Raw genomic sequence first — 19,852 nt, 5'->3', positions numbered from 1 at the left:
TGCTTTATCCTCTGCTCTTTATCTCGTCGTCGATCTCTTGTAAAAATCTATCCACAAGCTCGCTCTCAGGCAGCCTTGCGACCACTTCGCCGTGGCGCATGATCATGCCATTGCCTTTGCCAAATGCTATGGCTACATCTGCGCCTTTTGCCTCGCCGATCGCATTTACCACGCAGCCCATCACTGAGACGTTTAGTGGCTCTTTTATCCCTTTTGTCTTTTCTTCTACGAGCTTTACTGCTGCCATTAGGTCGGCTTGCAAACGCCCACAAGTTGGGCATGAGATGATGTTTAGCCCCTCTTTTTGGCGGCCGCTATCTTTTAAGATCGCCTTTGCGACTTTGATCTCCTCTTCAAGCTCGCCAGTGATGCTAACTCTCATCGTATCGCCGATACCCTCAAGTAGTAACCCACCAAGTGCGATCGCGGACTTGATAGTCGCGTGAAAAGTAGTACCTGCCTCTGTTACGCCTAGATGAAATGGATAGTTTGTCTTTGGACGAAGCGCTCTATAAGCTTGCATAGTGCGCTCTACATCGCTTGATTTAAGTGAAATTTTAATGTCCGTAAAGTCAAAATCCTCAAGAAGCTTGATGTTATACATCGCACTCTCCACCATCGCCTCCACCGTGCGGCCGTAGCGGTCCTCAAACTGCTTTTCAAGCGAGCCAGAATTTACGCCTATGCGGATAGGTAAATTTCTCTGCTTGCAGGCATCAACGACTGCTTTTATGTTTTTAGCTGAGCCTATGTTGCCTGGATTTATGCGGATAGCATCGACAAATTCGCTAACGATGAGCGCGTATGTGTGGTTAAAATGAATGTCTGCAACGACTGGGATGGGTGAGCTAGCGACGATCTGCTTTAACGCGCTAGCGTCCTCTTTGTCAAAAACTGCGCAGCGCACGATGTCACAGCCTGCAAAATATAGCCTTTGTATCTGCTCAAGCGTGCCTTTTACGTCCTTTGTCTTTGAAAATGTCATCGACTGCACGGAGATCGGTGCGTCACCGCCTATTAAAACATCGCGAATTTTTATCTGTTTTGTCGGGTATCGTTGCAAAATTTTGCCTTTAAATTTTATTGGGGATTATAAGAAAAAATGGCTTTTAAAAGGCTTGAAAAATTAATAAAGTTTTTAAATGCAGGCAGTTTGCAATTTAAGCTCCTGCATCGTAAATACAAATTTTAAACTTTCATTCACCCATAAGAGTTGGCTGCTAAAATTTGGCTTCGCTTACAGCTTAGCTCAAATTTTAGAGCCAAAATCACTTGCTCATGAAATTTTAAAATTTGTTTGACCCTTATTTGGTTGATAAATAAAATTAGTCTTAATTTTTAATCACATGCAGTGCTTTAGCACTGAAGCATGCACCTCTAACGTCGTAGGGGTTAGGGGATTGTTAAGGGGGAAGGGAGCTTCTTTGCTTCGCGAGCTCGCAACTGCAAGCAGACCGTAATTCAAGCCTCTTCCCCCTTAACAAAGAAATAAAGCTTTAAATTTTAAAAATCCATTTTGCAAATTTTAAAATTCCACTCACTCGCAAGAATTGACTACTAAAATTTGGCTTCGCTTACAGCTTAGCTCAAATTTTAGAGTCGAAATTACTCGTTCATGAAATTTTAAAATTTACTTGCGCTCACCTGATTTAGAAAAGCAAATTTTTCAAATTTTAAAATTTTCTCACTCGCATTAGCAACTTGCTAAATTTAAAATTTGCTTGTGTTAAATCGTCTTCTAGCTAAAATTTACCGGATCTATATCAATATCACTAAGTTCGCTTTTGCAGAGGTTTGCCGCTTTTAAAAGCATGGTGTGAGAGTTTGAGCGAAGCAAAATTTCATATCTAAATTTACCCACAAGATACTCAGCCTGGCACTTGCCGTATCCAACGATCTCTAGCTCATCGCTTTTTAGTGGCTCTAGCCTTTGCACAAATTCGTTCATTGCGCCCTTTGCCGTGCTCTCATCTTTGTGCGAAACGACCACGCGAAGCAGCCTAGTAAATGGCGGATATAGCCCCTCTCGGTAGCTGGTCTCCTCCTTTAAAAATGCATCGTAGTCGCTGATATAACTTTCAAAAAACTCCCTTTGTTTGCTTTGGATGATGACCCTGCCAGCTCCGTTTCTGCCAGCTCTTCCAGCTACTTGCATAGCAAGGGCAAGTGTCCGCTCTCTAGCTTTAAAATCAGGAAAATTTAAAAGCTCGTCAAAGCCCATGATGACGGCTAGCTCGACGTTGTGATAATCATGCCCCTTACTTAGCATCTGCGTACCAAGCAAGATATCTATCTTGCCATCATTAAATTCCTTCAAAGCCTTTACGAGCTTATTTTGCGTCGTGATCTCGTCTCTGTCAAATTTAGCGATCCTAGCGTTTGCAAACTCAGCTTGAAGTCTCTCAAGAAGCTCGCTCGTGCCGATCTTTTTAGCCTCTATCATCTCGCTGCCGCACTGGTGGCAGGTCTTTGGCACGGCCATTTTGTGCTCGCAGTATTGGCACTTTAGCACGTTTTGCTTTTTATAGTAGCTCATGCCGATGCTACAAAACGGGCACTTCACTGTCTCGCCGCAGTTTTTGCAGACAAGATATTTGAAATTTGCCCTTGTTGGCAGGCAGATGACGGCTTGCTTTTTATTCTCAAGCGTCTTTGCGATCTGCTCTTTTAAAATTTCGCTTATGCCAGTCTCGCTCTCGTCAAATATATAGCTCTTTTGCGACGCAAAGTATGTCCCCTTTAGGCGAAAACATTCTTGCTTATAAAAGCTAGTGAGGCTTGGCGTGGCACTACCCAGAACCACTTGCAGGTCAAATTTACTAGTTAAAAAGAGGGCTAGGTCTCTTGCGTTGTAGTGGGGCTTTGAGCCTGTATTTTTGTAGCTATCGTCGTGCTCTTCGTCGATGATGATGAGTTTTAGCTTCTCAAGTGGCAAAAATAGGGCAGATCTAGCTCCAGCTATAAGCCTAGCCTTGCCGCTTTTGATGTCTTTTAAAATTTGCTCTTTTTTCTTTGGCGTGATCTTTGAGTGCCACACAGCCACAGCCTCGCCAAAGAAGCTCTCTAAGCGCTTTTGCATCTGCGGGGTTAGTGAAATTTCAGGCATCAAAAATAGCGCCTGGCCGCCTGCGTTTAAAATTTCTCTAATTTTAGCGATGTAAATTTCACTTTTGCCACTCCCCGTGTCGCCAAAGATGAGCGAAATTTTGCGATTGTTTATAAACTCAAGTGCTTCTTGTTGGCGCTTATTTAGATTTGGTGCAATGGTAAAGTCTTGTTTATTATAAATGTAACTTTCAAGACTGCTATCATTTGGCTCAAACAAATTTATACTAATACCAAGCTCGCAAGTGTAGTATCGTGAGATGAAAGTTGCCAGTTCACTTTGGATAGGGGTTAAATTGATGGGTAAAATTTCTAAAATTTTGTTTGTTTTAAACTCTGGTTTGCTGGTTTCACCGACAACAAAGGCGGTAAAAATTTTGCCTCGTAAAGAAGCCTTTACTCCTTGAAATTTTTCTAGTTTTTGTTCGCTTTCGTAAGTGAGAAGGGCTAAATTTAGCCCACTAAATGCAAGTATGTAGTAGTGCATTATTGAAGTGATTTACAAATGTCGTTTGAGTCACTACAGCTAAAATCACCACTGTTTTTATCATATTTGAAATTTGCTACTTTGCCGTCAAGCTTAAATGTATATTTATCATCGCTTATTCTGTGCCAGCCGTTTTTGCTTCCGCTATCTTTTATGGCTATGTCTATAACTTTTGAAAATAGTTTGTTTGGATCGCCATCGTCTAGTTTGGCTGGAAAGCCAGGCTTTGCCTGTAAAATATTGTCATTATATCTTAGCGATATGCCGCTTCTTATAGCTGCGAGCTGTGTTTTGGCATTTGCCATTGTGGCGTCACTTCTACTAAAAAATAATCTAGGTATGGCAACAGCACTCAAGACACCAAGGATAACTACTATAAATATTAGTTCAAGTAAAGTGTAAGCTCGTCTTTTCATCTCTCTTCTCGCTTTAAAGTTTCTTCAATATCAGTAGCTAAATTTTTAACCGCTTTTAGCGTACTGTAATTTTCATAACACTTTTCTATAAATGCATTTAGAAGTTCTTTTGGTTCGATAAATTGACGTCCGCCCATTAAATTTTGCCAGTCATCTTCAAAGAATTTAGCAAAATCATCATCAAGCGTGATAGTGTAGTCACGAGATGATATAGTGAGCGTGATTTTCTTCATTTTTTATGCTAGGACTATCTACCAAGTACGGCTTCGATCTTTTTCATTACATCATCAGCTTCGCTATTTTTCTTGTCAAGATCCTCTTCTAAGCGCATGATCTGATTGCTCTTTGCCTCATTTTGTGCTTTTAATGTTACGATCTCGTTACGTAGCTCTTCATTTACTCTGCAAACTTCATCGTATTTTGTGATGAGGTCATTTACTTTATCGCTTAGTGTGGTTAAGATCGCATTATCTTCAAACATAAAGGTTCCTTTAAAATAATAATTAATGCCGTATTCTAACACGCAGAGGCTAAATTCTATTTAAAATTCTCATTTGACAAAGCACTATCTTTGCTATAAAATTCGCCCAAATTTAAAGGCGATCAATGAGTAAATTTGAAATTTCATCTAAATTTAGCCCAAGCAGCGACCAAGCAAGAGCGATAAAAGAGATAGTAAAAAGTATAAAATCAGGCAATAAATATCAAACACTTCTAGGCGTCACAGGATCTGGCAAGACCTTCACCATGGCAAATGTCATACGTGAGCTAAATATGCCAACGCTCATCATGACGCACAATAAATCCCTTGCCGCTCAGCTTTACAGCGAATTTAAGGGCTTTTTCCCAAAAAATCACGTCGAGTACTTCATAAGCTACTACGACTACTACCAGCCAGAGGCCTACATCCCAAGAAGCGACCTATATATAGAAAAGGATAGCTCGGTAAATGATGAGCTTGAGCGCCTGCGTCTAAGTGCAACTGCTAGCTTGCTAAGCTTTGATGACGTCGTCTGTGTGGCTTCAGTCTCTGCAAACTACGGCCTTGGTAATCCAAGCGAGTATAAAGGCATGGTCGCATACCTAAACGTCGGCGATAAAATCAACCAGCGCACGCTACTGCAAAAGCTAGTGGATATGGGATACAAGCGAAACGACGTTTATTTCGACCGAGGCGACTTTCGCGTAAACGGCGACGTGGTGGACGTATATCCCGCATATTTTAACGACGAGGCGTTTAGGATCGAGTTTTTCGGCGACGAGATCGAGACGATGTATAGCCTGGACGTGCTGGAAAACAAAAAAAGACACGACCTGAAAAAATTTATCCTCTACCCGACCAGCCAGTTTATCGTGGGCGCTGATAGGCTAAAGATCGCTATGAAAGAGATCGAAGAGGAGCTTGATGTGCGCTTGAAAGAATTTAACGAGCAGGGCAAGCTAGTTGAGGCGCAGAGACTAAAGCAGAGAGTGGAGTTTGACCTTGAGATGATGGCGAGTACGGGCATGTGTAAAGGTATCGAAAACTACGCGCGCCACCTAACCGGTCAAAAGGCTGGAGAGACGCCGTACTCGATGTTTGACTACTTTGAGATAAGCGGCAAAGACTATCTAGTCATCGTCGATGAGAGCCACGTGAGTTTGCCGCAGTTTAGGGGTATGTACGCAGGCGATAGGAGCCGTAAAGAGGTGCTTGTGGAGTATGGATTTCGCTTGCCATCAGCGCTTGATAATAGGCCGCTTAAATTTGACGAGTTTATAAGTAAAAAGGCGAAATTTCTCTTTGTCTCAGCCACCCCAAACGAGTATGAGCTTGGTATCAGCCAGGGGCACGTCTATGAGCAAATTTTGCGACCTACGGGGCTACTTGATCCGATCATCGAGATAAAAGATAGTGACAATCAAGTCGAGGCGCTATTTGACGAGGCAAAGGCGGTGATCGCTAGAGGTGAGCGCGTGCTGGTTACGGTGCTAACTAAGAAGATGGCCGAGGAGCTAAGCCGCTACTACATCGAGCTTGGCATAAAGGTCAAGTATATGCACTCAGACATCGACGCGATCGAGCGAAATGAGATCATTAGAGGGCTTAGAAGTGGCGAGTTTGATATGCTAATAGGCATAAATTTGCTCCGTGAGGGGCTTGACCTGCCTGAAGTGAGCTTGATAGCGATCATGGACGCTGATAAAGAGGGCTTTTTGCGCTCTACGACGAGCCTTATACAGACGATGGGGCGTGCGGCTAGAAACGTAAATGGCAAGGTGCTAATGTTTGCCAAAAAGATAACAAAATCTATGAAAGAGGCGATCGATACGACGACTGCTAGGCGTAAATTTCAAGATGAATACAACAAAGCTCACGGCATAACGCCACACTCTGCCAGCAGAAATATCGAAGAGAGCCTGCACGTCGAGGACGGTACGGAGATTTTAAGAAAAGGCGCAAATCTGGAAAAAATGCCTGCGAGCGAGCGAGCCGCGATAGTAAAAGAGCTAAGAAAGCAGATGCTTGAAGCGGCGGCGCAGCTTGAGTTTGAGAAGGCGGCGGCATTACGCGACGAAATAGCAAAGATGAGAAAGTTATAAAAAGACAAGCTCTTTTTGTTTTATACTGCGTTGGATATCGCTTCAAACTTCGGTCACGTATCATATATACGCTCCCTCGTTTTTGCTCATCCGCCTTGTCTGAAACAAAAATTTTCTTGTCTTTTGCGATTTGTCTTTTTCTGCTATACGTCGTTGAAATTTCACTCTACTGCAGTCACATACTATATGTATGCCCCTTTGTATCGTAAAATTTCGCCTTGTTTCCTCGTATCGAAGTCTCGTTGTGAGTATGGAAAAACAAGTAGGAATTAAAATTTACTCGCAAATTTCATTACTTAATTTTTTGTATAAAAATGAAGCAGGGGATATAAATTTAAGTTCTACTGACTGGCTTTAAAAAGTAGCTCGACACTGCGCAGATGAGCGATACTGCGGCGATAAAGTAAAATGAGTGCGTTAGGCTAAAGATGTCAGCGATCTTGCCGATGACCGTTGCGAATATACCGCCGATTGTGATGCTAAGCCCAAGCGTTACGCCTGAGGCTAGGCCGATTTGATTTGGCAGATAAAGCTGTGCAAGGGCGATAGAGGGGCTAAAAGATAGGCTGATGCAGGCGCTTACGCATATGGAGGCCACGAGAAATAGTGCGTAGCTGTCGATAAAGAGCATTAGCACGACTAGCGGCGCGGCGATGCTTAGGCTTATTTTGATGAGCCTAACTAAGCCGTATCTATCAGCTAGCGCTCCACCAAATAGCGTAGAGATCGCACCTGCAGCAAAAAAAATACTTAAATTTACATTTGCAGCCTCTTTGCTAAGACCAAAAATTTTGATGAGATAGATGCTAAAAAATGCTGCAAAGCCAAAAGCGACGATCGAGCGTGAAAATATACACAGACAAAGCCTCAAAAACGCGCCCAGATCGTCTTTTAGGGCGCTTGTTTTTTGTGAAATTTGCTTTTTGTGATTGCCTTCTAGCGCTTTTATAAATTTGCCTTTTTTAAGGTATAAAATTGTTAGCAAAATTTGAGGGATTATGAAAATTAACGTCCCTTTTAGTCCAAAATTTCCCACAAAAACGGCGACTAAAATGGGTCCAACCGCAAAGCCCACGTTGCCACCAAATGAAAATATGCTTATGCTTTTGGCTCTATTTTTGGCGTTTGAGGCGTAGTTTACGATCCTTGCGGCACTTGGGTGAAAGAGCGCGGCGCCGATACCGCTTATCATCACGCAAACTAGGATGATGTAGTAATTTGTCACAAAGCCAGTTAGACTCATGCCCCCGCCTGCCAAAAGTAGCCCAAGCGGGATGACATAGGGAAGCTCTTTTTTGTCGCTTAGGCGGCCGATAAGCGGTTGGATGAGCGAGCTTGCTAAATTTGTGGCGGTCACGAGCGAGGCGGCTGTGGCGTAGTCGTAGTGGTAGCTCGCGATGAAAAAGGGCAGCATCGCACCAAGCGCGCTTTGGTTTATGTCGCTACAAAAGTGCCCAAGCCCCATTAGATACTTTAAATTTTCCGCCTTTTTCATCTAAAATAGCCCTTTTAAAAGCCCCTTTAAATTTTGTTTTTCGCCGCTTGCGTCATCATCTTTGCCAAGCTTTTTATCTAAAAATCTACCTATCTCTTTTTTGACCTTATTTTCAAGATATTGCGACCTGACGTCGTATTTTAGCTTGTCTGTCGTGCCTGAGATTTGCACGTTTAGATCGGTCTTTTCTAGCCTGCAAACAAGTGGCGCGTTAAGCATTTTTGTCGCGGTATTATAAGTGCCGCCTGTAACCTTTATATCGCTCTTTGGCGAGCTTAAATTTACGTTAAAAACGACGTTATCTCCCTTTATATCGCCGTAAATTTTGCCGTCTTTATAAATTTCTTTTGTGATGTCCTTGCCGGTGAAGATTTTTATATTGTTTGTGAGATTTGTGCTGGCTAGGTGACCTTCTTTTAGCAAGATATCAAATTTACCGAGCTTTTGCTTTGTTTCGTAGTCAAATTTAGCATCGCCGTTGCCGTCATAAAGATGCTCTAACCCCAAAGTCTGCGTTAGCCCTTTGACCTCAAAGTTTTTTAGCACCGCATCAAGCGCGCCACCTTTGTAGTTTGCCTCTAACTTGCCCTTAAATAGATCATCAGAAGTGGCTTTCACGCTTAGATCATCCACTTTGCCGTTCGCCGTTACTAGGGCTGCAAATTTACCGTGAAGCTCGCGGCCAGCTAAAAACGCAAGCTTATTTAGCTCTGAAACTACCGCTTGAAGCTTTAAGCTTAGCGTGCTTTTGCCCACGTCAAAACTACCATCTATGCCCTTTATATCAGCTAGCGAGCTAAGAAAGTCGCCGCTAAATTTTGCTATGTCGCCTTTATAGTCTAGGCTCAAATTTGAGCTAAATTTCTCGTTTTCTGGGAATTTTTTATCAAGCATTTTGCTAAGCGCTGCGGCGTTAAATTTACCATCATTTAAAGCGATCGTTGCGGTGACGCTTGGACTTTTGCTAAAGATATTTTGCCCCTTTGCTTGGACATTTGTCTTAGCATTTGCCAGCCTGTCGTTGCCGCTAAGTGCTAAAATTTCTCCTAGCTGCGCCTCTTTTAGACTAAGATCAAGATTTTCATTTTTTATGGTGGCGTTTAGCTTGCCAGCAAAGGCATCGCCGCCTAAATTTAGCTCATCTATCTTGCTCTCTTTAACCTTCACATCGCCCGCAAGCGCCATCTTTGAGCCAACCTCAAAGCCACTAACCGCTTTAAATTTCTCAGGGTCGCTAATGAGCAGGGCAAATTTGCTAAAAATTTGGCTGTTTTTTAGGTCATAAACGCCCTTTACATCCTTTAGCTCGCCAAGGTCGCTAAGTACATTTGCGTCAAAATTTACAAGCTCACCTTTTGCTGTTGCGCCGCCTTTTATCTCAAATTTAGCCGCATTTTTAAGCTTTGCAAGCCCTTTATCTATAAGGCCGTTTTTTATCTCAAATTTAGCCTCGCCTGCAAGCTTTTTTAGCTCATCAAAGCCGCTAAAATTTGCTTTTAAATTTATCTGCCCATCTGCGTAGTTAGGCTGCAAGGCAAGCGCTAGAAGCTCTTTTAGCTTGATGTTAGCTGCATTTAGTGCTAAGTTTTTGCTATCGAAATTTGCATTTATCTTGCCACCAAGCCCGTTTATCTCAGCTTTTAGGTTTTTAAGAGCATTTTCTTGCATTGTAATTTCGCCGTTTGCATCCACTGCGCCGCTTAGTTGCTCGCCTAAGAGCTTGCCAAAAAGGGCAAGATCAGGCACATTTAGCAAAAAGTCACTCTTTAAATTTTTACTAGCTAGATCATAAGTCGTCTCGTTTGCTTTTAAAGTGGCTTCAGGTGCGATGATGATGGTTTTTGCGCTCACTTTTTCATTTGCAAATTTAGCATTTATACCGCCTTTAAAGTTTATATCTTTTGCTAAATTTAGCCCAAATTCGTTTTTAAGAATTTCTTTGTTTATCGCTGCATCGCTTGCTAAAATTTGAGCGTTTATGATGGGCTCATTTTTCTCATCAACTCCTTGCATATTGCTCGTTAGATCAAGCTTACCGCTAGCTAAATTTGGCTTTTTAGCAAGAGCTGATATCTCGGAGAGTTCGATATTTTTAGCGTCAAGATTTAGAGCTTTTGGCAGGTAGTCTTTTAAATTTGCGTTTAAATTTATGTTTGAACCAAGCGCCGTGCCGGTTGCTGTTAGCTTGAAGTCGCTAAATTTACCAGCCACGTTTGCTTTAAGCGCGACGTCCTTTTTTAGCCCAAGCTCGCTAGCCTTTGCCTTGTTGGCGTTTATATCTATGTTTAAGCTCATACTTTGAGCAAGCAAGGATAGATCGCCATTTGCCTTTAAATTTATGGCGTTCATCACTGTCGCTTCTAAATTTAAGGTGCTAAAACCAAGGTTAAAATCTTTAAATTTGATATCGATACCACGAGCTAGCGCCTCTTTTTCTATTTTACTGGCTATAAATTTATTGCCAAAAGAGCTAAAGATAAAGCCAAAGATGCAAGCTACTATGAGCACAAGCGCGCCAACTATGTAAGTTACTTTTTTCATAAAATTCCTTTATATTTAGTTTTATATATCACGAAACTTTAGTCAAATGGACTAAAGGTTTAATTAAATTTGCTATAAATTATTGACTTTTTCAGAAAAAAATGCTAGGATTTCATCACTCAAAAATAAAGAGTGCTAAAAAAGACAATTAAACTAAAAGGATGAACAATGAACTTTCAACCATTAGGCAAGCGTGTCCTAGTCGAACGCGTAGAAGAGACAAAGACGACAGCTTCGGGCATAATTATACCTGATAACGCAAAAGAAAAACCTTTAAGCGGCGAGGTAAAAGCAGTTGGCGCTGAAGCTGAGGGCGTAAAAGTTGGCGAAAAAGTAGTATTTGCTAAATACGCTGGCACTGAAGTAAATTTAGATGATAAAACATATCTTGTTTTAAACATCGACGACATTTTAGGCGTGATTAAATAATTTAAAAAGGAAAGACAATGGCAAAAGAAATTTTTTACTCTGATGATGCAAGAAACCGCCTATATGAGGGCGTAAAAAAACTAAATGACGCTGTAAAAGTGACAATGGGACCAAGAGGCAGAAATGTTCTTATCCAAAAGAGCTTTGGCGCTCCAAACATCACAAAAGACGGCGTTAGCGTGGCTAAAGAAGTTGAGCTAAAAGATACTATCGAAAATATGGGGGCAAGCCTAGTTAGAGAAGTAGCGAGCAAGACGAACGACCAAGCAGGTGATGGTACTACAACAGCGACTGTGCTAGCTCACGCGATATTTAAAGAGGGTCTTAGAAACGTAACTGCTGGCGCAAATCCTATCGAAGTAAAACGTGGTATGGATAAAGAAGTAGCAGCTCTTATAGATGCACTAAAAAATATCTCTAAAAAAGTTTCTGGCTCAAAAGAGATCGCTCAGATCGCTACTATCTCTGCAAACTCAGACGAGAGCATCGGCAAACTTATCGCTGATGCGATGGAGAAAGTCGGCAAAGATGGCGTCATAACAGTAGAAGAGGCAAAGTCTATCCAAGACGAACTAAGCGTTGTTGAGGGTATGCAGTTTGACCGCGGATATCTAAGCCCATACTTCATCACAAACCCTGAAAAGATGCAGGTTGAGCTAAGCAATCCATTTATATTACTATTTGACAAGAAGATCACAAATTTAAAAGACCTGCTTCCAGTGCTTGAGCAAGTACAAAAGAGTGGCAAACCACTTCTAATCATCGCTGAAGATATCGAGGGTGAGGCACTTGCAACGCTTGTTGTAAATAAACTTCGTGGCGTGCTAAACATCTCAGCTGTTAAAGCTCCTGGCTTTGGCGATAGAAGAAAAGCTATGCTTGAAGATATCGCTATCTTAACAGGTGGTGAAGTTATCAGCGAAGAGCTAGGCAGAACACTTGAGAGTGCCACTATAAACGACCTTGGACAAGCTTCAAGCGTAGTTATCGACAAAGATAACACTACTATCGTAAATGGTGCAGGCGAGAAGTCAGCGATCGACGCTAGAATAACTCAGATCAAAGCGCAAATCGCTGAGACTACAAGCGACTATGACAAAGAAAAACTTCAAGAGCGCCTTGCAAAACTAAGTGGTGGCGTGGCAGTTATCAAAGTAGGTGCTGCGACTGAGACTGAGATGAAAGAGAAAAAAGACCGCGTAGATGACGCTCTAAGCGCTACTCGTGCAGCTGTTGAAGAGGGCATCGTAGTAGGTGGCGGCTCAGCTCTTATCCTTGCTTCAAAGAGTGTAAATTTAAATTTACAAGGTGACGAGGCAATCGGTGCTGAGATCGTTAGAAGAGCGCTTCGTGCTCCACTTCGCCAAATCGCTGAGAACGCTGGCTTTGACGCAGGCGTGGTAGCAAATGCTGTTGAGACAAGCAAAGATGCAAATTTTGGCTTTAATGCTGCAACTGGCGAATATGTAAATATGTTTGAAGCTGGCATCATCGACCCAGTTAAGGTTGAGAGAGTTGCGCTTCAAAACGCTGTTAGCGTGGCTAGCTTGCTACTAACAACTGAAGCAACTATCAGCGAGATAAAAGAAGAAAAAGCAATGCCTGCAATGCCTGACATGGGCGGAATGGGTGGCATGGGCGGCATGATGTAGCAGCCCTTTTCGAGCTAGAGCTTTCTAGCTCGAATTTAAATTTTAACCTCACTAAATTTATAAAATTATTTACTCCTTTTTAAATTTATTCTTGTATCATTTTTGCATTCTTTTAGGGAGAATTTACAATGAAATATGATGAAATTTTTAGAGAATACGACATCCGCGGCATTTTTGAAAAAGACTTGACAGAGGACAGTGTCAAGGCTATAGGGCTTGCTTTGGGTAAGAAATTTAACGAATTTGGCGTGAAAACTTTAAGCGTTGGCTTTGACGCAAGGCTAAGTGCTAGCACGCTTTTTAGGTATCTGCTAAGTGGTCTAAATAAGGCTGGTGGCTTTAAAATTTATAGCATCGGCTTGCTACCAACTCCTGTTGGCTACTTTAGCGTTTATGCTGATTATTTTGACGCAAACATCATGATCACGGGCTCTCACAATCCAAAAGACTATAATGGCTTTAAGATCACTATCAAAAAGGATAGTTTTTTTGGCAAAGACCTGCAAATTTTAAAAGACAAGGTGAATGAGATAATCGCCTCTGGTGAGCAAATAGCAGACGATGAGAGCTGTGAGAAATTTAACATCTTAGAAAAATACGTTGAGTTTTTTGTAAAAGAATTTAGTGAGCTTAAAAATTTCAAAAAGCCTTTTGTCATCGACTGCGCAAATGGTGCTGTAGGTGTGAGCTTGGTGCCTATCGTCAAGGCACTTGGACTAAATGCAAAAATTTTATATGAAGATCCAGACGGAAATTTCCCAAATCACCACCCAGACCCAAGCGAAAAAGAGAATTTAAAAGAGATATTTTCGCTCATTGAAAAGAAAGAATTTGACCTTGGATTTGGCTTTGACGGAGATGGCGACAGGATCGCAGTTATAACGCCAAAAAGAGATATAAAAGGCGATGAACTAGCCTATCTTTATGCGCTAAATATGGATCATCCAAAGGTGCTTGGCGAGGTAAAATGCTCACAAAATATGTACGATGAGATCGCAAAAATCGGCGAAGTTTTCATGGGTAAGACCGGACACAGCAACATCAAAAAAATGATGAAAGAGCTAAACGTAGATCTTGCGGCTGAAGTTAGCGGCCATATCTTCTTTAAAGAGCGCTATTTTGGCTTTGACGATGCACTTTATGCGATGATGAGAGTGCTTGAGCTAGTGCATAAAGGCTTTGATCTTGACGGCGAGCTTGATAAGATGCCACTTGTCTTTAGCACCGATGAGATCAAGATAAAGACGACTGATGAGGCTAAATTTAAGATAGTTGCTAAGCTAAAAGAGTGCGTGAAAAACGAGGGTTGTGACCTGCCAAGGATAAAAAATATCATTGATATTGATGGCATTAGGATTCAGTTTGAAAATGGCTGGGCGCTTGTGCGTGCGTCAAATACAACGCCAGTTATCGTCACTAGATTTGAAGCAAAGAGTAAGGAATTTCTAAAAGAGATCGAGCAAAAAGTGACAAATTTACTAAAGAGCTTGATGTAGCCAATAAAAGCATTTTGGGCTAAATTTACTCCAAAATGCTTTTCAAATTTTTATTTAAACATCCAACTTATCTGGCTTTTGCTGGTTTCTTTTCGGGCAGTTCCGCATACATGCCGCGCAACAATTCTCCAATCAAATTCGCATCCTCAAATTTCTCGAATACATGCATTAACGTCTTTGAGCCATTATAAGGATAACGTAGTTCTGAGTCTGCAAGAAGTCTGTCCGATGTCGGCGTTCTCTTTAAAAACAGTTCATTATTACAAATGTCACCTATCAGTTTACCGTTAAAATATACAAGGTATCCACCCATCATGGATTTTATGACAATATCGCCGAATTCAGAAAATCTATCGCGAACATATTCATTAAATTCATTCACTATGATCACTCACTTTGAATTTAGAGTTTGCCGCCTTCGACGACTAGAGATTCAGGATTTACGCTGTCGCCATAGATCGGTTTTAGCGTTGCGTCATAGTCTTTGTGGAAGAAATTTTCTTTTTCAAGCTCGATGATCTCGTTATTTAGCCAATCAAGCAAGGCTTTGTTGCCTTTTTTGACAGCTGGAGCTATCACATCCACATCGCCAAGCGCCTCAACGCCTACGACAAAGCCAGGAGTCTCTTTCGCCCAGGCAAAAAGTAGGGCGTTATCATGCGCTAGAGCAGCACCCCTTTTATCAACTAAAGCCGCGAAAGTTTCGGTGTTTTGATCATACTTTAAAAGCTTGATATTAGGATAATTTTTCGTAAAAAATGCGTCCGCTGTTGTGCCTTTATTGACGATTAAAGTTTTATCTTTTAGCTCATCGACGCTCTTTATCACAGCGCCCTCTGGGCTAACGATGCCAAGTGAGACCTTCATATATGGAAGCGCAAAATCAACAACTTGCGCGCGCTCAGGCGTCTTTGTGAAATTTGCAAGCGTGATATCGACCTTGTCAGCTGTGAGCACTTCAACCCTGCCAGCAGCTTCGACTAGCTCAAATTTAACCTTGCTCTCATCGCCAAGTAAGTCTTTTGCGATGCGTTTTGCAAAGTAGATGTCATAGCCTTGGTTTTTACCGTCTTTATCGACGTAGCCAAATGGCGGTTTGTCACTGAAAACACCTATCCTTATATATCCACGCTCTTTGATCTTTGCGATTGTATCAGCTTGGTTTGAAGCGGCTACTTTGTCCGCACCTTTGTCATCACCACAACCCGTTAGAAAGACGGTAGCGACTAATGCTAATAAGAAAAATTTAAATTTTCTCACTCTTTCTCCTTTGAAAAATTTAGTAAATAAGAGCGACCAAATCTCGCTCTAAACGCATTTTGAAAAAACGGCAAATTATCTCTTATTTTTTCTAAAACGAGAATAAATTTAGAAATTTCTTCGCTCGCTCGCTCTTTGGATTAGTAAAAAACTCCTCTGGCTCGCTTATCTCCACGATCGCTCCAGCGTCCATAAATACGATCTTATTTGCAACCGCCCTTGCAAAGCTCATCTCGTGGGTGACTATTAGCATCGTCATGCCATCTTTGGCTAAATTTAGTATCACATCAAGCACTTCTCTAACGATCTCTGGATCAAGAGCAGCCGTAACCTCGTCAAATAGCATGATCTCAGGGTTTAAACAAAGGCTTCTAACGATGGCTATACGCTGCTTTTGGCCGCCGCTTAGCTCCTTTGGATAAGCAAATTTCTTATCAAGTAGCCCAACCTTGCTTAGCCACATATCAGCCGTTTTTTCAGCCTCGACTCTATCTCTTTTTTGCACCTTTAAAGGCCCAAGAAGGACGTTGTCTATGACGTTCATATGATCAAAGAGCTCGTAGCTTTGAAAGACCATGCCAACCTTTTGGCGGATCCTTTGCCACTCTTTAAATTTAGCGTCTATCACTTCGCCGTCTATAATGATCTCGCCGCTTGCTATGCTCTCAAGGCCGTTTATGCACCTAAGAGTTGTGCTCTTGCCACAGCCTGATGGTCCAAGAAGCACGACCACTTCGCCACTTTTTACCTCTAAACTTATATCTTTTAAGGCGTGAAGCTCTCCATAAAATTTATTGATTTTTTTAAGTTCTAAGATATTTTCGCTCATTTTAGCTCCATTTTTCTTCTAGTTTTTTCGATAGTTTTGAGACTGGATAGCAGATCGTAAAATATAAAAAGAATATGAGCGTGTATATCCAAAATGGCGCCATAGGATTTGTAAATACATTTCGCTCGATGATCTGCTGGCCGACTTTGACCACCTCCACAACGCCGATTAGCACGACGATAGAGGTCGTTTTTATCATACGGCTTAGTAAATTTACAGCTCCAGGCACCAGTCTTCTTGTGGCAAGCGGGATGATGACATAAAAGTAAATTTGAAATTTACTAAGTCCAAGTGAGGCGGCTGACTCAAACTGGTGCTTTGGTATCGAGGTGATAGCGCCGCGCACGATATCCATCATCTCAAAAACGCCCCAAAGGCTAAAGACGATGAGCGAGGCAGTAAATGCTGAGATGTGGATATCAAAAGCCTTGCTAACGCCAAAATAAAATAAAAATAACCAGACGATCTGAGGCATTATACGAACGATCTCGAGGCAAATTTTTAAAACAAAATAGATAAATTTGTTTTTCATGCTCATCAAAACGCCAAGTATGAGGCCGCCGATAACGGAGATGATGATCGAGATAAATGAAATTTCAGTGCTTACCACAAGACCTTCAAGCAGCCTTAGTAAATTTTGCGTGTCAAATAATATACTAACTCCTTGCATTTCTCACCCTTTTTTCGACGTAGCTAAGCGCCAGTGAGACTGGCAAGATGATGACAAGATAGCTAATAACTAGCATAAAAAGCGCCTCGTCTGTCTTGTAGTAAAGTCCGATGAGATCCTTTGCGACGTAGACTAGATCAGCAAGTGCTACGATACTAACGATACTTGTCTCTTTTAGCAAAAATATGACGTTTGCGCTGATGCTTGGCAGAGCCACGCTAAAGGCTTGTGGCAAGATGACATATCTTAGGAGCTGATTTTTACTAAGTGCGATGCTAAGTCCTGCTTCTATCTGCGACCTTCTCACCGCCTCAAAGCCAAGTCTAAAGCTCTCGCTCATATAGCTGCCACCAAGAAAGCTAAGTCCCGCGACCGCACAGGTAAAGCCGCTCATCGACACTCCAAGCTTTGGCAAGCCGTAGTATAAAAAGAAGAGTTGGATAAGAAGCGGCGTGTTTCTTGAAAGCTCAACGTAGCAATCAACTAGTTTTGAGAGAAATTTTAGCTTGTAAAATTTCACAGCCATGCAAAAAATGCCTATCAAAATAGAAAAAACGATCCCTAAAAAGGCGATCTGGCAGGTGAGAATCCCAGCCTTTACAAAAAGGGGGTAAAATTTCTCGATAAACTCAAAATCCATAAACTTTAATCCAATCTGAAAAATGGAGTTATTTTATCCCATAATCATAAATTTAAAACTAATTAGATATGATCACGCTTTAAATTTAAGCTTACAAAAAGGATAAAATTTGATCGATCTTTTTCAGATCATCGGCTTTTTAGGGATGATTTGCATCGTGATGGGCTACTTTTTACTTCAGATCGGCCGTCTAAATAGCCGCGATCTAGCCTATCAGATAATAAATTTAGTAGGTGCGGTGCTACTTATAATCTCGCTTTTTGTGCACTTTAACCTCGGTTCATTTTTGATAGAAGTCTTTTGGATAATCATTACGATTTATGGAATTTATAAAATTTACAAGGAGAGAGCGTGAGAGCGTATGCAGAGTGGGAAGAGCAGGAGCTTTTGTTTTTATCGCTGCCACATAGTAAGAGCGACTGGGAGCCTTATTTAGAGGAGATTTTGGCGGGCTATGAGGAGCTTGTGGCTGCTGTTACGCCCTATGAAAAGGTGGTGCTCATCTGCCCTGATGAGGCAAATTTTGATAGATTTAAGAAATTTAAAAATGTAGAGTTTGTAAAGCTTGAGACTGATGATACTTGGATCAGAGACTACGGTATGATCGACGTTTGCACCAAGGACGGCGTCAAGAGCTACGACTTTAAATTTAACGCTTGGGGCGGTAAATTTAAGAGTTCAAAAGATGATGCGATAAATTTAGAGCTAGCTAAAATTTATAAAACTAAGCTTGAGCCAGTTGATATGATACTAGAGGGCGGAAGTGTTGAATTTAACGGAGATGGCGTGCTTTTAACCACCTCAAAATGCCTGCTAAATGAAAATAGAAACAAAGCGCTTAGCAAAGAGCAAATCGAAGAAAAATTAAAAAGTTTGTTTGGCTTAAAGCGTATCATCTGGCTTGAAAATGGCTTTATAAGAGGCGATGACACAGATAGCCACATCGACACTTTAGCGCGCTTTATCACGCCTGATACGATAGCTTACGTAGCTTGCGAAGATGAGAGTGATGAGCACTTTGATGAGCTTAAAAGGATGGAGGATGAGCTTAAAAAAACTGGCTTTAAGCTGCTTGCTCTGCCACTACCAAAACCTAAATTTTATGATGGCAAAAGGCTTGGCTGCACCTATGCAAACTTTATCTTTATAAATGGCGCCTTAATCGTGCCAACATATAACGACGAAAACGATGAAAAGGTGTTAAATTTACTAGCCCAGGCACTGCCAGATAGAAAGATCATCGGTGTAAATTCGCTAGTTTTTGTCCGTCAAAATGGCTCACTTCACTGCTCAAGCCAAAATAGATACAAAAGGGCTTAGCCTTGTCAAGTCCGTTTGATTATGAGTTTAACAGCATAAATAAGCAAGAGTGCACGCAGGGCGAAAATAAGGCAGTTATCGCAGCTGGAGCATGCGCTTTTTTGCTCGCACTTGTGAAATTTGCAGCTGGACTTTTTAGCGGCTCAGTCGCTGTGCTTGGCTCGGCGATTGATTCGATGCTTGATTTTATCGTTTCGCTTTTAAATTTATTTGCGCTTAGAAAGTCAAGAAAGCAAGCCGATGAGAGATTTAACTTTGGCTACACAAAGCTAGAGGCGTTAGCAGCGCTATTTGAGTGCGTTATCATCGTGCTGGCTGCTGGGTATATATTTTATGAGAGTGTTAAGAAATTTAGCGAGCCAAATTTAGAGATAGGCCTTGGCTTAAGCCTTGGTGTTATGATATTTTCGGTCATAGTGACGCTATGTTTGGTGCTATTTTTAAACCAAATTTCTAAAAAAAGTGGCAACCTTATCATCAAAGCAGACGCGCTGCACTATAAGATCGACCTTTTTAGCAACCTTGCAGTCATCATCTCGCTGCTTATCATTAAATTTAGTGGATTTGTGATGATAGATGCGATCTTTGGCATCGTGATAAGTGGCTACATCGCTCAAAGCGCCATAAGTCTTGGCAAAGACGCCCTTGGTGTCTTGCTAGATCACGCAGCAAGCCCTGAGGTCACAGCTGAGATCATCAAGATGATAAAGGCAAAGCAGAGAATTTCAGACTTTCACTACCTAAACACAAGACAGAGCGCAAATACCATATTTTTAACGCTGCATTTAGTTTTTGACAAAGATATCTCTCTTTACGACGCGCACGAAGTGGCCGAATCGCTTGAAGCTGAGATAAGAGAGAAATTTAAGGATTTTTCGTGGCAGATAACCACGCATTTAGACCCATATAACGACAAAGAAGGGAGATGA

Annotated in this window: 19 protein-coding genes; 7 read left to right on the top strand and 12 right to left on the bottom strand. The window is 41.6% G+C overall.

Going from position 1 to position 19,852, the window contains the following annotated elements:
- Window positions 1-4 precede the first annotated feature (4 nt).
- From ispG to CVS89_RS06225, 5 genes are all read right to left on the bottom strand, one after another.
- Entirely contained in the window at window positions 5-1,063 is a 1,059-nt protein-coding gene (gene ispG, locus CVS89_RS06245) for a flavodoxin-dependent (E)-4-hydroxy-3-methylbut-2-enyl-diphosphate synthase (RefSeq protein WP_107848391.1), read from the bottom strand.
- 675 nt (window positions 1,064-1,738) lie between these two features.
- Window positions 1,739-3,592, bottom strand: coding sequence for a primosomal protein N' (locus tag CVS89_RS06240; protein WP_107848390.1), 1,854 nt, complete (start codon window positions 3,590-3,592; stop codon window positions 1,739-1,741).
- On the bottom strand, window positions 3,592-4,008 hold the full coding sequence (locus CVS89_RS06235) for a type II secretion system protein (protein ID WP_021085213.1): 417 nt from the start codon (window positions 4,006-4,008) through the stop codon (window positions 3,592-3,594). The genes CVS89_RS06240 and CVS89_RS06235 overlap by 1 nt, the downstream gene beginning before the upstream one ends.
- Complete coding sequence (locus CVS89_RS06230) at window positions 4,005-4,241, bottom strand: hypothetical protein (protein ID WP_103613436.1); 237 nt, start codon at window positions 4,239-4,241, stop codon at window positions 4,005-4,007. The genes CVS89_RS06235 and CVS89_RS06230 overlap by 4 nt, the downstream gene beginning before the upstream one ends.
- Before the next feature lie 14 nt (window positions 4,242-4,255).
- The gene (locus CVS89_RS06225) at window positions 4,256-4,489 is read right to left on the bottom strand and encodes a hypothetical protein (protein ID WP_009293637.1); all 234 of its coding nucleotides are present in this window, start codon (window positions 4,487-4,489) and stop codon (window positions 4,256-4,258) included.
- A gap of 125 nt (window positions 4,490-4,614) precedes the next feature.
- Here CVS89_RS06225 and uvrB point away from each other — a divergent pair, with 125 nt between their 5' ends.
- Complete coding sequence (gene uvrB / locus CVS89_RS06220; RefSeq protein ID WP_107848389.1) at window positions 4,615-6,591, top strand: excinuclease ABC subunit UvrB; 1,977 nt, start codon at window positions 4,615-4,617, stop codon at window positions 6,589-6,591.
- A gap of 334 nt (window positions 6,592-6,925) precedes the next feature.
- On the opposite strand, the gene CVS89_RS06215 is transcribed toward uvrB, so the two are convergent.
- Both CVS89_RS06215 and CVS89_RS06210 read right to left on the bottom strand, forming a co-directional pair.
- Window positions 6,926-8,086 carry an MFS transporter gene (locus tag CVS89_RS06215; RefSeq protein WP_107848388.1) on the bottom strand — a complete coding sequence of 387 codons (1,161 nt, stop codon included), beginning with the start codon at window positions 8,084-8,086 and terminating at the stop codon, window positions 6,926-6,928.
- Window positions 8,087-10,627 carry a tryptophanyl-tRNA synthetase gene (locus CVS89_RS06210; RefSeq protein ID WP_107848387.1) on the bottom strand — a complete coding sequence of 847 codons (2,541 nt, stop codon included), beginning with the start codon at window positions 10,625-10,627 and terminating at the stop codon, window positions 8,087-8,089.
- A 168-nt stretch (window positions 10,628-10,795) separates the two neighbouring features.
- Between CVS89_RS06210 and groES the strand changes: the two genes are divergently transcribed.
- From groES to CVS89_RS06195, 3 genes are all read left to right on the top strand, one after another.
- Window positions 10,796-11,056, top strand: coding sequence for a co-chaperone GroES (gene groES / locus CVS89_RS06205; RefSeq protein ID WP_009293641.1), 261 nt, complete (start codon window positions 10,796-10,798; stop codon window positions 11,054-11,056).
- Between the two features lie 17 nt (window positions 11,057-11,073).
- Window positions 11,074-12,708 carry a chaperonin GroEL gene (groL, locus tag CVS89_RS06200; RefSeq protein WP_002940160.1) on the top strand — a complete coding sequence of 545 codons (1,635 nt, stop codon included), beginning with the start codon at window positions 11,074-11,076 and terminating at the stop codon, window positions 12,706-12,708.
- 128 nt (window positions 12,709-12,836) lie between these two features.
- Window positions 12,837-14,204 (top strand): phosphomannomutase/phosphoglucomutase, encoded by a 1,368-nt coding sequence (locus CVS89_RS06195; protein ID WP_107848386.1) that lies wholly within the window; start codon window positions 12,837-12,839, stop codon window positions 14,202-14,204.
- Between the two features lie 67 nt (window positions 14,205-14,271).
- On the opposite strand, the gene CVS89_RS06190 is transcribed toward CVS89_RS06195, so the two are convergent.
- The 5 genes from CVS89_RS06190 to CVS89_RS06170 form a co-directional block, all read right to left on the bottom strand.
- A complete protein-coding gene (locus CVS89_RS06190; protein ID WP_035142669.1) occupies window positions 14,272-14,586 on the bottom strand; it encodes a TfoX/Sxy family protein in 315 nt (104 codons plus the stop codon).
- A 20-nt stretch (window positions 14,587-14,606) separates the two neighbouring features.
- Window positions 14,607-15,464, bottom strand: coding sequence for a cysteine ABC transporter substrate-binding protein (locus CVS89_RS06185; RefSeq protein ID WP_107848385.1), 858 nt, complete (start codon window positions 15,462-15,464; stop codon window positions 14,607-14,609).
- 91 nt (window positions 15,465-15,555) lie between these two features.
- Window positions 15,556-16,293, bottom strand: coding sequence for an amino acid ABC transporter ATP-binding protein (locus CVS89_RS06180; RefSeq protein WP_107848384.1), 738 nt, complete (start codon window positions 16,291-16,293; stop codon window positions 15,556-15,558).
- Between the two features lies 1 nt (window position 16,294).
- Entirely contained in the window at window positions 16,295-16,963 is a 669-nt protein-coding gene (locus CVS89_RS06175; protein ID WP_107848383.1) for an amino acid ABC transporter permease, read from the bottom strand.
- Window positions 16,950-17,603, bottom strand: a complete 654-nt coding sequence (locus tag CVS89_RS06170) for an amino acid ABC transporter permease (protein WP_087581877.1) — start codon at window positions 17,601-17,603, stop codon at window positions 16,950-16,952. Before CVS89_RS06170 ends, CVS89_RS06175 begins: the two co-directional genes overlap by 14 nt.
- A gap of 109 nt (window positions 17,604-17,712) precedes the next feature.
- On the opposite strand from CVS89_RS06170, the gene CVS89_RS06165 reads away from it, so the two are divergent.
- Genes CVS89_RS06165 through CVS89_RS06155 form a run of 3 tightly spaced genes read left to right on the top strand, consistent with a single transcriptional unit; the run spans window position 17,713 to window position 19,852 of the window.
- Entirely contained in the window at window positions 17,713-17,958 is a 246-nt protein-coding gene (locus CVS89_RS06165) for a CBU_0592 family membrane protein (RefSeq protein WP_009293649.1), read from the top strand.
- On the top strand, window positions 17,955-18,923 hold the full coding sequence (locus CVS89_RS06160) for an agmatine deiminase family protein (RefSeq protein ID WP_107848382.1): 969 nt from the start codon (window positions 17,955-17,957) through the stop codon (window positions 18,921-18,923). Before CVS89_RS06165 ends, CVS89_RS06160 begins: the two co-directional genes overlap by 4 nt.
- 2 nt (window positions 18,924-18,925) lie before the next feature.
- Window positions 18,926-19,852, top strand: a complete 927-nt coding sequence (locus CVS89_RS06155; protein WP_107848381.1) for a cation diffusion facilitator family transporter — start codon at window positions 18,926-18,928, stop codon at window positions 19,850-19,852.

The sequence above is a fragment of the Campylobacter concisus genome, from assembly GCF_003048615.2.
GTDB classification, from domain to species: Bacteria; Campylobacterota; Campylobacteria; order Campylobacterales; family Campylobacteraceae; genus Campylobacter_A; species Campylobacter_A concisus_C.
Note: the sequence above shows the minus strand (reverse complement) of the source record. Positions and strands in the feature narration are given on the sequence as shown.

What these genes read in the sequence shown, in the direction of transcription:
- groL (WP_002940160.1), top strand. Translation starts at nt 11,074, where the DNA reads ATGGCAAAAGAAATTTTTTACTCTGATGATGCAAGAAACCGCCTATAT.
- CVS89_RS06225 (WP_009293637.1), bottom strand. Translation starts at nt 4,489, where the DNA reads ATGTTTGAAGATAATGCGATCTTAACCACACTAAGCGATAAAGTAAAT.
- CVS89_RS06235 (WP_021085213.1), bottom strand. Translation starts at nt 4,008, where the DNA reads ATGAAAAGACGAGCTTACACTTTACTTGAACTAATATTTATAGTAGTT.
- CVS89_RS06210 (WP_107848387.1), bottom strand. Translation starts at nt 10,627, where the DNA reads ATGAAAAAAGTAACTTACATAGTTGGCGCGCTTGTGCTCATAGTAGCT.
- CVS89_RS06170 (WP_087581877.1), bottom strand. Translation starts at nt 17,603, where the DNA reads ATGGATTTTGAGTTTATCGAGAAATTTTACCCCCTTTTTGTAAAGGCT.
- CVS89_RS06215 (WP_107848388.1), bottom strand. Translation starts at nt 8,086, where the DNA reads ATGAAAAAGGCGGAAAATTTAAAGTATCTAATGGGGCTTGGGCACTTT.
- CVS89_RS06175 (WP_107848383.1), bottom strand. Translation starts at nt 16,963, where the DNA reads ATGCAAGGAGTTAGTATATTATTTGACACGCAAAATTTACTAAGGCTG.
- CVS89_RS06230 (WP_103613436.1), bottom strand. Translation starts at nt 4,241, where the DNA reads ATGAAGAAAATCACGCTCACTATATCATCTCGTGACTACACTATCACG.
- uvrB (WP_107848389.1), top strand. Translation starts at nt 4,615, where the DNA reads ATGAGTAAATTTGAAATTTCATCTAAATTTAGCCCAAGCAGCGACCAA.
- CVS89_RS06240 (WP_107848390.1), bottom strand. Translation starts at nt 3,592, where the DNA reads ATGCACTACTACATACTTGCATTTAGTGGGCTAAATTTAGCCCTTCTC.
- CVS89_RS06180 (WP_107848384.1), bottom strand. Translation starts at nt 16,293, where the DNA reads ATGAGCGAAAATATCTTAGAACTTAAAAAAATCAATAAATTTTATGGA.
- groES (WP_009293641.1), top strand. Translation starts at nt 10,796, where the DNA reads ATGAACTTTCAACCATTAGGCAAGCGTGTCCTAGTCGAACGCGTAGAA.
- CVS89_RS06195 (WP_107848386.1), top strand. Translation starts at nt 12,837, where the DNA reads ATGAAATATGATGAAATTTTTAGAGAATACGACATCCGCGGCATTTTT.